We start from the raw sequence: 16,184 nt of genomic DNA, 5'->3' as shown, positions 1-16,184 counted from the left end.
ACTTTTAAATTCCATTAACTTTTACCTCGTTCAAAGACGACATGATTATTGTATGATAAAAATTAACTAAAAACCCACAAAGTCAACAGCCTAGGCTAAAGCCCTTTTCTTAGGACTAAAGTCCTTACTACAAACATTGAATTGTTTACACCGTTCTACTTACATCAGATTAGACTCTGCATAACGACCTGGACGGTACAGTTAAAACTTTTCAGTAAGGGTAATTCTTATCAAAAATTTTATAGCTATATAGTAGTTAATCAAGCTGTAAAAATTTCAAAACTTAATAAATAATTTAAACCAAAGTCCTCTTCTGCTTTAGCGGAGCTAGTATATAGGGCATTTCCTGCTTTGCTGAAGGATTGTAAAAAGGTCTAGCAAAAAAATAATATTTATTATAACTTGATAACTATAAGACTATTTACTCGTTTACCGCATTACAGATGGTTAATACCTTACCCAAGTCAGAAATTAAAACCCCCAGCAAAGAAACTGTACTTACCCCCCGGTTTTACACTACAGATTTTGAAACTGCCGCCAACCTGGATTTATCTGCCCAGGAGAAGGAGTTAAAGGCAATGCTGACAGAAATGCAGACAGACTACAATCGTCATCATTTTGTTCGGGATGAGGTGTTTAACCAGTCTTGGGAACATATTGAAGGTGAGGCAAGGCAGGCATTTATTGAGTATTTGGAACGTTCTTGCATTTCTGAGTTTTCCGGCTTCTTGCTATTCAAAGAATTATCCCGCAAGCTGAAAAATCGCAGTCCCCTGCTAGCGGAAATATTTCAACTGATGGCGCGTGATGAAGCTCGCCACGCCGGATTTCTCAACAAAGCAATGGGCGATTTTAAACTCTCGCTGGATTTAGGTAATGTTACTAAAACCCGCACCTATACGTTTTTCCCCATTGAATGGGTACTCTACACCGTTTACTTATCAGAAAAAATCGGCTACTGGCGTTACATTATTATCTACAGACATCTAGAAAAGTATCCAGAACACCAGTTTTACCCCATCTTCCAATATTTTGAGAGTTGGTGTCAGGACGAAAACCGCCACGGGGATATATTCAAGGCGCTTTTACGTTCTCAACCGCAACTATGGAATAACTGGAAAGCTAGGCTGTGGAGTCGCTTTTTCTTGTTATCGGTATTTGCTACCCACACCCTAACAGTTCATGAACGGGCTGGTTTTTACACCTCATTGGGACTTGATGCCACAGAATTTGACCGGGAAGTTGTCCGTAACACCAATGAAACTGCGGGACGAGCTTTTCCTGTAATGTTGAATACTGAACATCCGAAGTTTTTCCCACGTCTACAACGCTGTGCGGGTTACAACATGAAAATTGCAGAGATTGAGAGCAGTTCTGTACCCAAAGTTGTGAAACTAATTCGCAAACTACCTTTGATTGCAGCAATTGTTTGGAATCTACTGTTGGTTTACCTGATAAAACCCGTTGATGCTGAGGCTTTGCGGGAAACTGTGCGTTAGATTTGGCGATCGCATTCCATGATTCCACAAAATGCGATCGACCTCCAAATATTGGGTTTTTTATAATGTTGTTCAAAAAACTGCTGTTCTACTCCGAAGGGCTTTCAGGCTTTCAGCCTGCTGTTGCACGCGCTCATTAATGCGATCGCACGCTAAGTCACAAAGCTCAAAAATCATTGGATCGGCAATCTCGTAATAGGCACTAGTGCCTTTGGGCTGACGAGATAAAACCCCTGCCTGAGTTAACATTTTCAGATGCTTAGATAGATTTGCCTGGCCTAAACTAGTAGCCTCAGCAATTTCCATTACATTCATTGGGCCTGACTTGAGACAGGACAAAATCTGTAGCCGACTTCCCTCTGATAAAACCTTGAAGTAGTCAGCAACCGCCACCAGAACAGCTGGATCGGCCTTGGCTGGCTTAATTTTTGGCATAGTAAAATTTAATAGTCAGCACAATAATTCTTTAATAACTAATTAATTATTAAATCTCATAATAGCGCAGTTGTATATAGGACTTACGCAAATGTATCGATCATACTCACCTAGAGATTGATGTTTATTCTATATTTCATGAGATTATGATAAGAATATGAGAATATTCAATGGCAAAATAAATGCTTCCCCCAGAAAACAAACCTAGTTTACCAGAGGTTCACCGCAGCATTAGAGTCCCTACTAGTGGCGGCTTTTGGCGCAAGATGCTAGCTTACGCAGGGCCAGGATACCTGGTTTCAGTGGGATACATTGATCCTGGAAATTGGGCAACAGACATCGCTGGGGGGTCAAAGTTTGGGTACAGTCTGTTAACAGTGATCCTGCTATCGAACCTGATGGCGATATTGCTTCAAGCTTTGTGTGTGCGTTTGGGAGTTGCTACGGGGCGAGATTTAGCGCAAGCTTGTCGGGACTATTTTAGCCCAAGGGTAAGCTTTTGTTTGTGGTTACTGTGTGAGATTGCGATCGCAGCTTGTGATTTAGCAGAACTACTAGGAAGTGCGATCGCACTACAACTTTTATTCGGTATTCCTTTAGTGTGGGGTGTTTGCATCACAGCACTGGATGTTTTGGTATTGTTATTCCTACAACATAAAGGCTTTCGCTATACAGAAGCCTTGGTAATAATGCTAGTAGCAACAGTAGGCATCTGTTTTACAACAGAAATCCTGTTTTCCCGCCCTGATATGGGGGGGATTTTATTGGGATATTTGCCCAAAAAAGAGATTTTAGAAAATCCAGAAATGCTCTACATCTCTATCGGCATTTTAGGGGCAACAGTAATGCCTCACAACTTATATTTACATTCCTCAATTGTCCAAACCCGTGATTGGCAACCTAATACTCAAAAAAGATGGGAAGCAATCAAGTTTGGCACAATTGATTCAACTTTTGCTTTGTCATTAGCACTGTTTATAAATTCAGCAATTTTAATTGTGTCTGCGGCAACATTTCATTTTTCTGGTAATCAGAATGTGGCAGAAATTCAAGATGCTTATAACTTACTTTCCCCATTATTAGGAGTTAGTTTTGCCAGTGCTATTTTTGGGATTGCCTTACTTGCTTCTGGGCAAAGTTCAACGCTAACTGCAACCCTGGCAGGACAGATTGTTATGGAAGGCTTTTTGCAATTTCGCCTTCCGTCTTGGTTACGCCGTTTAATAACCCGTCTGCTTGCCATCATTCCAGCGTTGATTACAATCATTATTTTTGGTGAACACAGTACAAGCAGCCTGATAGTTTTCAGTCAAGTTATTCTCAGTTTACAGTTACCGTTTGCAGTGATTCCATTAGTGATGTTTACTAGTAATCGCCGCTTGATGGGTGAGTTTGTGAATCCCTTGTGGTTAAAATCTTTAGCCTGGTTAGTTGCTATTGTTATCGTAAGTTTAAATGTTTGGTTGCTATTACAAATGATTTTGGGATGACCATAGCGATCGCTTGCTGTAGTATTAGCTAAATAACTTTAAATATCAATAAAAATGAGCATTATCGTCTTCGGTAGCATAAATATAGACTTGGTAGCAAGAACCTCCCGCTTACCAGTTCCAGGAGAAACGTTGCTAGGAGAAGAATTCTTTAAAGTTTCGGGAGGTAAAGGAGCGAATCAAGCCGTAGCCTTAGCAAAATTAGGAATTTCTACCCAAATGGTGGGGCGTGTCGGTGCAGACGATTTTGGTGTAGAACTTATCAACAATTTGCAAGCATCTGGTGTGCAGATTGACAATATTTTCGTCGATAAAACTGTTAGTTCTGGAGTCGCCATCATCGCCGTAAATCATGCTGGGGAAAATCAAATTATTGTAATTCCTGGTGCAAATGGGTGTGTCAATGAAGAAGATGTAGAACGATTGTCCCACTTATTACCAGAAGCTACAGCACTGCTTTTACAATTAGAAATTCCAATTACTGCCGTGATTGCAGCCGCTAAAGCTGCAAAAAAAGCCAAAATCAGGGTAATTCTCGATCCCGCACCCGCACAATCTGATTTCCCAGATGAACTTTACCCATTTGTGGACATTATTACACCGAATCAAGTTGAAGCCGCGCAGTTAGTGGGTTTTCCTGTGGATGGGGAGGAACAAGCAGCCAAAGCAGCCGAAGTTTTATTACAACGGGGTGTGAAATGTGCGATCGTTAAACTGGGTGCTAAAGGTGTTTTTTGTGCAACTGCTGAGGAAAAGTTTTTTGTCCCCGCGTTTCGAGTTCAGGCGGTTGACACAGTAGCTGCTGGCGATGCTTTTAATGGCGGCTTAACTGCGGCACTTTTTACAGGACTTTCTTTACATCAAGCGGTTGTTTGGGGTGCAGCAGCAGGTGCTTTGGCGACGACAAAATCAGGCGCACAAACTTCATTACCCGATAGGTTGACATTTGATGCGTTTCTTAGGGAAAACGCAAGTTTTATACCATTAGCTTAAAAAACTTACAAATTACAAAACATCCAAAAATCCTCTCTCTTCTTCATTTCTCTGTGGACTCTGCGTCTCTGTGGTTCGTTAAAGCTGTAGGATAGTAAAATCGTGGCGAATTGAGGGCTAAATTTTAAACGCAAAGGTGCGCAGAGGTAAACGCAAAGGTACGCAGAGAATTATTTAGGAATTAATGAATTGTTGTATTTTAGTAGATATATGGATAACGTCAATCGCTCCTAAAGTAAGATTGTCACCATGAGCAACTCAACTTCAATGGATGACGAAAAAAATCCTCCCAAGAAAAAGGGTAAGACACTTCCTCCGAAGCTAATCATTTGGCTAGGAAAGTTTGTCTGGACGAGTATGTGGCAGATAATGATGTCAAAACTTGCTCCTAGCAATCAGTCGGGAGCATATATTCGTCCTAATAGTCAGTTTCGCAAGTTCATTGGCACAGAAGAAGGAAATCCCCACCCAGCAGCAGCAGGGCGCTACAAACTCTATGTTGGGTTGGGTTGTCCTTGGGCGCATCGAACTCTGGTTGTGCGATCGCTAAAAAAGCTCGAAGCGGTAATATCAGTATGTATCGTCTCCCCTTCTCCCATTGAAGGCGGTTGGATATTCAACGATGAAGTTGAAGGTTGTCGCACACTGGCTGAATTTTATCAACTGGCAGAACCTGGTTACAGTGGACGCTCTACAGTTCCAATTTTATGGGATAACCAAACAAAAACTATCGTTAATAATGAGAGTTCAGAGATTATCGTCATGCTGAACTCTGAGTTTAACGAGTTCGCTAGCAATCCCACACTCAATCTGTACCCAGAAGCACTCAAAGAGAAAATTGACTGGTGGAATGAGAAAATTTATCACGCGGTAAATAACGGTGTGTATCGCTGCGGCTTTGCCCAAACCCAAGAAGCATACAATCAAGCTTGTAACGAACTGTTTGCAACTCTTGATGAGATCGACATTGCATTGCAAACTAGTCGATATCTGTGTGGAAACAATATCACACTCGCAGATGTCCGTTTATTCACAACCTTATTTCGGTTTGATAGTGCCTACTACGGGTTGTTTAAGTGTAATAGGCAGCGAATTCGAGACTATCACAACTTGGGAGCTTACCTACGCGATGTATATCAGCTTCCCGGTGTAGCTGACACCTGCGATGTCGAGAGTGTGAAGCGAGACTACTATGGGAACCTATTTCCACTCAATCCTGGTGGGATTATTCCCAATGGGCCTGATATGTCTTATCTTGATGAACCATCTGGGCGCGATCGCATTGGCACAGTAAATGCTTCATAATGTACATTGAGAACTGATAAGTAAGTGGGTCAAATTAAATATAAAACCTCAGTAATTTACATTACACTAAAAATTATTCAAATACTTAAACTCATAATGAAAATGAAGCGACCAGGAAACAAAACAATAGCCAGTCTTTCTTTAGATTTGGATAATGTTTGGTCTTTTCTAAAAAACCAGGGCGCTCCGGGTTGGGAGACTTTCCCCTCTTACTTGGATATTGCAGTCCCTCGTTTCTTAGAAATTTTTCAGCAATGGGATTTGAAAATCACAGTGTTCATTGTAGGTCAAGATGCAGCCCTAGAAAAGAATACTAAGGCATTACAAGCGATCGCTAACGCAGGTCATGAAATTGGCAACCATTCATTCTACCACGATCCTTGGCTACACCTGTATTCAGAGGATGAAATTGAACAAGAAGTGGCATTAGCCGAAGAACATATCAAGCGCGTCACTCATCAACATCCTATCGGCTTTCGGGGGCCTGGATACAGTTTTTCTCCTGCGGTTTTGAAAGTTTTAGCACGACGGGGATACGAATATGATGCTTCGACTTTTCCCACATTTTTGGGGCCCATAGCACGAGCTTATTATTTAATGACTTGTAAACTGAGCAAAGAAGAACGCAAAAAACGCGAAGCCCTATTTGGCGGTTTCAAAGACGGTTTACAGCCCCTAAAACCTTTTGAGTGGAAGATGGGTAAAGATAAATTGACTGAAATTCCCGTTACCACTATGCCAATTTTCAAGGTTCCGATTCACTTCAGTTACATAATGTATATAAGTACATTTTCTTCGGAAGTAGCGTTACTTTACCTGCGAACTGCTCTATGGCTGTGTAAACTTACCCGCGTTCAGCCTTCCTTGCTATTCCATCCTACAGACTTTGTAAGTCAAGAGGATATACCGGAGCTATCATTCTTTCCTGGAATGAGTGTCCCCACTTACAAAAAGCTGGCAATAGTGAACAAAAGTTTGGAACTTATATCTACTCAATTTAATGTTTTGACTGTTGGAGAACACGCGAAATCTGTAGCTAGCACACGTCAACTACCTGTATTAGTGCCTCAAAAGAGGTAAATTCAATTGTCTTTATTAAAAAAATAAAATTATATCTCTTCCCCAGAGCTTATTTTTTAAATGCGATGTCTAATCAGATTTTTCAATAGTTGCCTAAGTTTTTAATAGTAGCTAGTTATCTTTAAACCAGCTGACATTTGCTAGCAAGTATGTGTAAAGTAATTTAGAGTCAATTAATATCTTTAATCTCTAACACATCTATCTATGGTTAGAAAAACTCAACGCCTTTTGTTGCTAGTTATTTCCTGTAGTATAACTGGTGTAATTTTAGGAGGTACTGCTGCTTGGGCAGAAAGTAATCTCTGCTTGGAAGACAGTAAAGTTACAAGTGACTGTGTAACCCAAGATCCAATCCAAAAAACTATCCAAGGAATGAGTACCGGATTGTTAGCAGGGGCTGGGGCTGCTTGTGGTGCAGCATGGCAGTTAAGGCATGAAGATTGAGACGCGAAAAATCTTTGTCTCTAAAATCATTTTTTACCTAGCTTGCCATCGTAGGCATCGCCTTTTTGATTTTCTCAAAGGACTGTTGGATTATTATCAATTGCATTGTTTATGGCTTATAGAGAATGACCAAAATAGCTTTATAATTCTCTACAAAAGCATATTTGAAATTATTTTGGTAGTAGACCTATAGGGCTTAGGAATGTGGATTAAATAAAATGCAAAACTTCATTTTGTCTCTAGCTTAACTCTCCTTTATAAGGAGAGGTATTGAGGGTGAGGTAAGCCAGGGACATAAACTGTATGTTATTTAATTTTTATTCCTTATACCGTTTCTTTGTGAAGCTGTATATGCAGCGTATTGCGGGTAAATGAAGTACACGGGTAGGGGCACAACATGTTGTGCCCCTACGATGATCTGTACATCACGCCTGTTGCAATCTGCTGTATTTACCCCCCCGCTACGCTGTACACACAAGTCATCGAATTACCCAAAACAAAAACCACCTCACCTTTTCCTATCAGACATCCCTCTCCTTACTAAGGAGAGGGACAGGTTTTACATAGTAAAACCAGGGTGAGGTTTCTTAGAGGCTATATAAGCATGAGATGTAATTATTGTTCTTACAGAGTTCAATCCCCATTTAAAAGGGTTTTGGCTTAACTTGACACCTCTATACCCTAAGCTAAAGTATGGTGGTAAGTAAGTAGGCATAATTGAATACAAGATGTCATTGCGAGAGGCTGCGCCAACGTTCGCAATCGCCGAACATATTATATTTATTCACGCCCATCTACTTAAGTGGTGATAATTTTCTTTACACTCTTCTCATATAGTTTTGCTTTCTGATTTCATGTTCAGTTGGATTCAAAAAATTATTACTGATTGAAAATTTACTTAGTAACTGATATGGATATTCAAAAAATCAAAATTTTATTAGTTGATGATAAATTAGAGAATCTAAAATGTTTGTCAAACATTCTTCAACACCAAGGTTATCAGTTGCAAATTGCCATGCCTGAAGAATTGGTAATCAATATGGTAATTACTTCTTCACCTGATTTACTTTTGCTAAACTTATCCATATCAAACAAAGTTTATCAAAAGTTGAAAACATCCCACAGAACTGAAGATATCCCGATAATTTTTTTCGGGTTTATAGATGAATTAGCTGAAGAATTCAATATTTTTGAGTTAGGCAATGTTGACTATATTACTCAACCCTTCCAAACTAAAGAAGTTTTATTCCGCATCCAAAATCAATTAACTCTCCACAGGCTAAAACAACAGTTAAAAGAGCAAAATACTCAACTGCAACAGCAGATTCAAGAACGTCAACAGATTGCTGTTGAGTTAAACATTCGCAACAAACAGATAGAAGATATTTTCCAAAATATTCCTGTTGGACTTGCTAAAACCTTTTGTAAAAAAGTTTATCAAAGCGAACACCTTTTAGTCGAAGCCGCCCTTAAAAAGAGTGAAAGTCAGTATCGCCACCTAGTGGAGACATCCCAGGATATGATCTGGTCGGTAGATATTGATGGATTAATTAGCTTTGTCAACCCGGCAGTTAAGCAGATTTATGGCTACGAACCCCAGGAAATGATTGGGCGGTCCTGGACTGATTTCATCTCGCCAAAACAAATTGCTCAAGATAAAGTAGCGTTTGAGCGTGTTTTACAGGGAAAGTCGCTCTTTCAGTATGAAACTACCTGTGTAGCTAAAGATGATACTTTACTTTATCTAATGTTTAATGCGATCGCATTACGCAACGACGAAGGTTTAGTTATAGGCATGACAGGCACTGCTAGTAATATTACACAGCGTCGAGGTGTAGAAAAATTACTCCAAGAAAGCGCCATTAAGCTCCGCAATCATAATCTAGTGCTAACCCAACTGGCACAAAATCAGACGCTTTATCAGGGTGACTTAAAAGCAGCTTTGAATAAAATTACTGAAGCTGCTGTCAAAAATATTGGCGTGGAACGAGCCAGTATCTGGTTGTATAACGACACAGGCTTGAAAATCGAGTGTTTCGACCTATTTGAAGGCAGTTACAATCAACATAGTCAAGGACTTTGCTTATCAGCAGCAGACTATCCAGTTTATTTTGCCACGTTGCAACAAGACCAAGCGATCGCCACAGATGATGTCTATAACGATCCCATAACTAGAGAATTTTCTGTATCTTACTCAAGATTAAACATTACTTCCGTACTCGATACACCCATTCGGCTGGAGGGTAAAACCGTAGGAGTTTTATGTATGGAGGCAGTGGGAGTTGCTCATCATTGGACATTAGAAGACCAAAACTTCGCTCGCTCTCTGGGCAATTTAGTCTCTCTGGTATTGGAAGCAATAGAACGCCAACGGGCAGAAGCAGCGCGACGGGCTTCTGAACAAAAGTTAGCATCAGCTTTTCGATCATCTCCCGATCCAATTGCCTTAATTACTCTTCCCCACAAACAGTATGTCGAAGTTAACGACAGCTTTTGTCGGTTTTTTGGTTATTCTCGTTCTCAGGTGATTAATCGCACCGATCGAGAATTGAATATTTGGGCGAATCCAGAAGAATATAATTTCCTCACCCAAATGCTGCAAAAAACTAAAGCTATCCGTAACTATGAAGTTGATGTCTGCACTTGTTCAGGAGAAATTAAGACAACATTGTTGAGTGCGGAAATGATCGAGATTGATGGAAAATGGTATGTACTCGGTACAGCGAAAGATATTACTGAACGCAAGCAGGCAGAAAATGAAAGCCGTTTGTTACTATTGACAACCCAAGCGATTACTCGCGCTAGTGATGTCAACAGCGCGTTAGCCCTAATATTGCGCTTAATCTGTCACACCATTGGCTGGGATTTTGGTGAAGCATGGATACCTAATGAAGATGGTACTGTTTTAGAACACAGTCTGGGCTGGTACGGTGAGGAGAGCAGTTTAGAAGAATTTTGCCGCCAAAGCCAAACAGTGAAATTTCCTCTGGGAACGGGACTACCAGGAAGAGTTTGGCAGAATCAAGAACCAGAATGGATAGAAGATGTTTCGGAAGTGACAAAGCCAATTTTTTTGCGATCGCAACAAGCAGCAAAAATAGGATTAAAAGCTGGTTTTGGTGTTCCCATCCTGGCTGGAAACCAAGTATTAGCTGTTTTAGTGTTTTTTAAACGTAGCTCAGTATTGATAGATAAACGTTTACTCTTGCTAGTAAACGCTGTTGCTGCTCAATTAGGCGGGTTAATTGAGCGCAAAACCTTAGAACAAGAACTAGCACTCAGAGAAGCCCGCCTCAATGCCTTTTTTAGCAGCGCTCCCGTCGGCATGAATATCATAGATAACCAGCTGCGGTTTGTGCAAATTAACCACCTACTGGCAGAGATTAATGGACTACCCAAGCAAGATCATATTGGTAAGACTATTCATGAAGTCTTACCCCAGATGGCCCATCTCGTAGAACCAACTTATCAACAAGTTCTGTTAACTGGTCAACCCATTCTAAATCAAGAATTAAGCGCCGCATCAATTAAACAACCAGATATTATCCGCCACTTCTTGGTTTCTTATTTTCCAATTCCTGGTGAAGACGATCGCCCCTCTGGTGTAGGTACGGTTTTAGTAGAAATTAGCGAACTACAAGCAGCGCTACGCGAACGCAAACACGTCGAACAAGAACTGCGTTTAGCTAACGAACGCCTCCAATATCTGCTCACCTCTAGCCCTGTAGTAATTTATAGCAGCAAAAAAACATCAGGCAACTTTAGCACTACCTTTATTAGTGAGAACATTAAGGCAATGGTTGGCTACGAAGCGCGGGAATTTCTGGAAAATCCTAGTTTCTGGCTCCATCATGTCCACCCAGAAGATGTTCAACTAATCTCAGAAAAATTTTCTCAGTTGGTTGAACAGGAGTACAGTTCCTACGAATACCGATGGTTACACGCCGATGGAACTTATCATTGGTTTTACGAAAAGATGAGGCTAATCCGTGACGAAACTGGTAAACCGATAGAATGTGTTGGTTATTGGGCAGATATTAATGATGCTAAACTAGCGGAACTAGCTTTGCAATCAAGTAGACAGCAATATAAACTTTTAGCAGAAGCCTCACCAGCTTGTATATTTCACACTGATAGCGATCGCAATGCCTTATATTTTAATCAACGCTGGAGTGAAATTACTGGATATAATTTAGAAGAATCTCTGGGAAGAGGTTGGGCAAAAGCCGTACATCCAGACGATCTTGAGCAGTTGCTGTTGATATGGAATCAAGCAAAAACTGACAAAACAATGTACAAGTACGAACATCGTTTTTTGCGTGATGATAATACAGTCGTCTGGGTAATTTGTCAGGCTTTGCCAGAATTTCGAGATGATGGAGAAATCAAAGGCTACATCGGTACAATTACAGATATTACCGAGAGAAAATTGGCAGAAGAAGCCCTGTGTGAGAGTGCAGAAAGGGAAAGAGCGATCGCCCAAGTTATTCAAAGGATGCGCCAAACACTAGATTTAGAGACTATATTTGCAGCTACAACCCAAGAATTACGGCAAGTACTCAATTGCGATCGGGTTGTTGTCTATCGTTTCAATCCCCAGTGGACTGGCGAATTTGTCTCCGAGTCAGTAGGTAATGGTTGGATTTCTCTCATCGAAGAACATAACAATGACCCTTCTCTCACAGAGGGTATCTTACAAGATGGCCGTTGCCTAGCAAAAATCTTGGATACAGAAGATAACTATCTAGAAGATCCTTATCTGCAAGCAACCCTATGTGCAAATTTCCTCTGTGTGCCAGACATTTACAACGCTGAGTTTCATCCTGCTTACATCAACCTCTTAGAGCGCTTTCAGGCAAAAGCCTACATTATTGTCCCCATTTTATATGGTAGTCAGCTTTGGGGATTACTAGCGAGTTATCAAAATTCCGATTCCCGCCAATGGAAACCAGGAGAAATCAATATTGCAGTTCAAATTGGCAATCAGTTGGGTGTCGCTTTACAGCAGGCACAATTACTAGCACAAACTCAAAGGCAGTCACAAGCATTGCAAGAAGCTGTGATCGTTGCTGATGCTGCCAACCGTGCCAAAAGCGAATTCCTCGCCAATATGAGCCACGAACTACGTACCCCACTCAACGCCATCCTCGGCTTTACCCAAGTCATGAGCCACGATCTTGCTTTATCTACTGAACATCAGCAAAATCTAGCAATCATTAATCGTGCTGGCGAACATCTCCTCAACTTAATCAACGACATTTTGGAAATGTCTAAAATCGAAGCTGGTAGAATAACATTAAATCTCAACAATTTTGACTTAATTCGCCTCTTAGAAAATCTCGAAGAGATGTTGTGCTTCCGTGCCACCTCCAAAGGATTAGAATTAGTATTTGAATATACATCTCACCTCCCCCAGTACATCCAAGCTGACGAAAGTAAACTGCGACAAGTCTTGCTTAACCTCTTGGGAAATGCCATGAAATTTACCGATACAGGGAGAGTAATATTACGGGTGGGGATTGGGCATGGGGCATTGGGCACTGGGCATGGTGAAGACATTTTATCCAATGTCCAATGTCCAATGTCCAATGCTCAATTCTTAATCTTCGAGGTTACAGATACTGGCCGCGGTATAGCCGCAGAAGAAATTGACTTGTTGTTTGAAGCTTTTGGGCAAACTGAAACTGGAAGAAAATCGCAACAGGGAACAGGATTAGGTTTAGCAATTAGCCGCAAATACGTGCAATTAATGGGGGGAAATATTAGTGTTACCAGCATTATTGGTGAGGGAAGTAAATTTGCCTTTGATATTCAAATTAGTCTAGCCACAGCCAGCGAAATCCAGATCAAGCAAATTAGACGGCAAGTTCTGAGTTTAGCACCAGATCAAAGCGAATATCGGATTTTGGTGGTTGATGACTCCATAGACAGCCGTTTAGTGCTGGTAAAAATTCTGACATCTATCGGCTTTGTAGTCCAAGAAGCGGCAAATGGCACCGAAGCGATCGCAGTTTGGCAGAAATGGCAACCACATCTAATTTTAATGGATATGCGGATGCCGATTATGGATGGTTACGAAGCCACAAAAATTATTAAAACGAGAGAAGAAATCTCAATTTCAAATTGCAAGACTATTATCATCGCCTTAACCGCTAATGCCTTTGAAGAACAGCGAGAGGCAATGATTCAAGCGGGTTGTGATGATTATATGAACAAGCCTTTCCGCGAGGAAGAATTACTAGAAAAATTGAGTGAATATTTAGATGTTAAATATATTTATCAGGAAGATAATTATCAGATAGGAAACTCAAAAGAACAGATAACAAAATCTATCTTAAAGCTTACAGATTTAGTGCCTATATTATCTGAAATGTCACCTGAATGGGTTCAACAAGTGTATACTGCCGCAGCCCAATGTAGCGATGACTTAATTTTAGAATTGATTAAGCAAATCCCTTCAGAAAATGAGGGGCTGCAAAATTTTATTAAGAATTTAGCTCAAAACTTTCAGTTTGAGAAAATTATGGAATTGACGAGTATTGCAGGAGTATTATCCAGTTAATTCAGAATTACAGGTTTGCCCATACTTGAAAATCTTTCTTTTCCGCTATTTTGCTTGAGTTCTGAACCTAAAAAATAGGCGATCGTAGGCAAAAGCTTTCTCAAGAATTCTTCTCAATAAATGGCAACTCTGCATTAATCGCCTCAATCTCCTGCTGTTCGAGTTGATTCACTTCTTTAATATAGGGACGGATAATTTGTCCGAGACGATTGTTGTAAAAGCGGTGCAAACTGTGATTGGGCATAGCGGGGAAACCGCGCCGTTTTTTATGGCGGCCACCCGCGCCAGGATCAAAACTTTGGATGTTGTTAGCGATCGCCCACTCAATCGGCGCATAATAGCAAGCATCAAAATGTAAACAATCTATTTCTTGAAAACTCCCCCAATAGCGTCCATAGAGTTTGTCACCTTTAAACAAACAAAAGGACATTCCTAAAGGATGAGAATTATCTTCCTCGCTATATGCAGCGACAAACAAGACTCGATGGCGATAATCGGTGTATAGCTGCTCAAAAAATCGCTGTGTGAGATACTTGCTACCCCACCAGCCAAACTTATCACAGGTGTCACCATAAAATTGGTACATCAAAGGAAATAAAGAGTAGGGAATTTCATCACCAGTCAGAGGTTGCAATCTTAAACCTGCTTTCTCTACAGCTTTGCGTTCCCGCTTAATATTGCGACGCTGATTAGCGTTGAAAACTTTTAAATAATCATCAAAAGTTTTAAAGCCAGAATTTTCCCAGATGTAGCTGTGATGCAGCCAAGTTGTAAAACCATGCCGTTCCAGCATCGGCCGCCATTGAGGATCGACGTAGAGAAAATGACACCCAGAAATTTTATTTTTGGAGCAAAAAGTGTCAATTTCATGCACCATTATCGCTGTGATTTCATCCTCATCTTCTCCTGGGGCAATTAAAAACCGATAACCTTCAGCTGGAGTAAATGGTGTCATTCCCAGCAATTTTGGATAATATTGAACTCCGATGCGATCGGCTAACTCTGCCCATTGGTGATCGAAAACAAATTCACCAGAACTATGTCCTTTGAGATAAAGTGGCGCAGCCCCAATCAGCGTTCTATCTCGCCACAATGTCAAGTGATTTGGCAACCAACCAGCTTTAGCCGTAGCACTCTGGGAGGTTTCGATATTGTTTAACCACTCCCATTCTAAAAACGGCGTTTTGAGTGGCATTGCCAAAGCATTCCAGGCATTTTGGGGTACTTCGGCAATTTTGTTCGTCCAAACAACAGAATAGCGAGGCTTAAGTTGTTCCACCATATTAGAGGAGTAGGGGACAGGGGATAGGAAGCAGGGGAAGCAGGGGAAGCAGGGGGAGAAGAACCATTTATGATTATTTACCCAATGCCCAATTCCCAATGCCCAATGCCCAATTCCCAATAAATAGCGTAATCTAATTTGCTGATCGTTGCAGGCGATAGTGCAAAAACACTTCTTGCTCTACTGTATGAACCTCTAAAAGTTGCAACTTGGGAGCTAAATCAGATAAAAATCCTTTCCCTCCGGCGGGTGTGGGGGCGGTGTTACCACCTAAAATTAAGGGACAGACAGTTAGCCATAATTCATCAATTAAATCTAAGCCCAGTAGGGAAGCGACTAATTCACCTCCACCTAAGACTACCAATCGTGTTATATCTATATTGGCTAGATGCCTCAAAGCTGCGGAAATGTCGATTTCTCGCGTTGGTGTTTCAAAAACCAGAATCTGTTCAAATTCTGGAGAGAATTCTGGAGAACACTCTTGTGTTCCGGTTCTTATAGTTGAAGGAAGCGTCTGTAAGCGTCTTTTCCATAAAAGTGTTCCTGCTTTCGTCGTGAGTAGCCAGCGTCTAATTGGTTGCTTAAAAAAGTTAATTTCCGGATTGAGGTTTGCAGAGTGTGTAGTCACTATATGAACTGGCTGCGGAGGCTTACCTTCTTTTGCCCGAAGTTCCACTAGAGTTGGATCTGATACAGTAAGTGTCGTTCCGTAGGCCCGGAGAGTACCAGCACCGAATAAAACCGCATCAGAGGCAGCAATTTGTTTTTCTAGATGTGCTTTATCAACCCTTGAGCCAAACCGAGCAGGCGATCGCCTAAAATCTGCTATCTTGCCATCTACACTCATTGCTAAAACAACTGTAGTATGAGGACGATGCTGCAACATTAAATTGATTTCATAGGTTGAATATTTTCTTTATTAGTGTGTAGATTCGCAAAAAAATCCATGCCTGTAAGTTGCTTTTTTACAATTTTACCACTGTATTTATATGCAATACAAACAACTTTTGCATTTAGCATATATAATTTTTTGTATACTAGATTTCTTTTTAAATTATAGCAATTTGTTATTTTTAAACATTGAAAATAAAATT

Annotated in this window: 10 protein-coding genes; 7 read left to right on the top strand and 3 right to left on the bottom strand. The window is 40.7% G+C overall.

Annotated elements, in window-relative coordinates; translation table 11 throughout:
• Positions 1–443 precede the first annotated feature (443 nt).
• On the top strand, positions 444–1,499 hold the full coding sequence (gene acsF / locus V7K98_RS25730) for a magnesium-protoporphyrin IX monomethyl ester (oxidative) cyclase (protein WP_335027085.1): 1,056 nt from the start codon (positions 444–446) through the stop codon (positions 1,497–1,499).
• A gap of 72 nt (positions 1,500–1,571) precedes the next feature.
• Here the strand turns inward: acsF and V7K98_RS25725 are convergent, their stop codons facing one another.
• On the bottom strand, positions 1,572–1,934 hold the full coding sequence (locus tag V7K98_RS25725) for an ArsR/SmtB family transcription factor (protein WP_335027083.1): 363 nt from the start codon (positions 1,932–1,934) through the stop codon (positions 1,572–1,574).
• Positions 1,935–2,116: 182 nt separating this feature from the next.
• On the opposite strand from V7K98_RS25725, the gene V7K98_RS25720 reads away from it, so the two are divergent.
• The 6 genes from V7K98_RS25720 (at position 2,117) to V7K98_RS25695 (ending at position 13,808) form a co-directional block, all read left to right on the top strand.
• Positions 2,117–3,424 (top strand): Nramp family divalent metal transporter, encoded by a 1,308-nt coding sequence (locus V7K98_RS25720; protein WP_335027081.1) that lies wholly within the window; start codon positions 2,117–2,119, stop codon positions 3,422–3,424.
• 54 nt (positions 3,425–3,478) lie between these two features.
• Complete coding sequence (gene rbsK, locus V7K98_RS25715) at positions 3,479–4,417, top strand: ribokinase (protein ID WP_335027079.1); 939 nt, start codon at positions 3,479–3,481, stop codon at positions 4,415–4,417.
• 249 nt (positions 4,418–4,666) lie between these two features.
• Complete coding sequence (locus V7K98_RS25710; RefSeq protein WP_335027077.1) at positions 4,667–5,722, top strand: glutathione S-transferase family protein; 1,056 nt, start codon at positions 4,667–4,669, stop codon at positions 5,720–5,722.
• A gap of 102 nt (positions 5,723–5,824) precedes the next feature.
• Positions 5,825–6,802 (top strand): polysaccharide deacetylase family protein, encoded by a 978-nt coding sequence (locus V7K98_RS25705; protein ID WP_335027075.1) that lies wholly within the window; start codon positions 5,825–5,827, stop codon positions 6,800–6,802.
• Between the two features lie 204 nt (positions 6,803–7,006).
• Complete coding sequence (locus tag V7K98_RS25700; protein ID WP_335027073.1) at positions 7,007–7,246, top strand: hypothetical protein; 240 nt, start codon at positions 7,007–7,009, stop codon at positions 7,244–7,246.
• A gap of 910 nt (positions 7,247–8,156) precedes the next feature.
• The gene (locus V7K98_RS25695) at positions 8,157–13,808 is read left to right on the top strand and encodes a PAS domain S-box protein (protein ID WP_335027071.1); all 5,652 of its coding nucleotides are present in this window, start codon (positions 8,157–8,159) and stop codon (positions 13,806–13,808) included.
• A gap of 100 nt (positions 13,809–13,908) precedes the next feature.
• On the opposite strand, the gene V7K98_RS25690 is transcribed toward V7K98_RS25695, so the two are convergent.
• Positions 13,909–15,090, bottom strand: coding sequence for a GNAT family N-acetyltransferase (locus V7K98_RS25690; RefSeq protein WP_335027069.1), 1,182 nt, complete (start codon positions 15,088–15,090; stop codon positions 13,909–13,911).
• A 133-nt stretch (positions 15,091–15,223) separates the two neighbouring features.
• A complete protein-coding gene (locus V7K98_RS25685; protein WP_335027067.1) occupies positions 15,224–15,976 on the bottom strand; it encodes a RibD family protein in 753 nt (250 codons plus the stop codon).
• Positions 15,977–16,184: the final 208 nt, after the last annotated feature.

It is taken from the genome of Nostoc sp. (assembly GCF_036917435.1).
In the GTDB taxonomy this organism is placed as follows: Bacteria; Cyanobacteriota; Cyanobacteriia; order Cyanobacteriales; family Nostocaceae; genus Nostoc.
The sequence above is the reverse complement of the archived record's forward strand: the minus strand, read 5'-3'. Positions and strand labels throughout refer to the sequence as shown.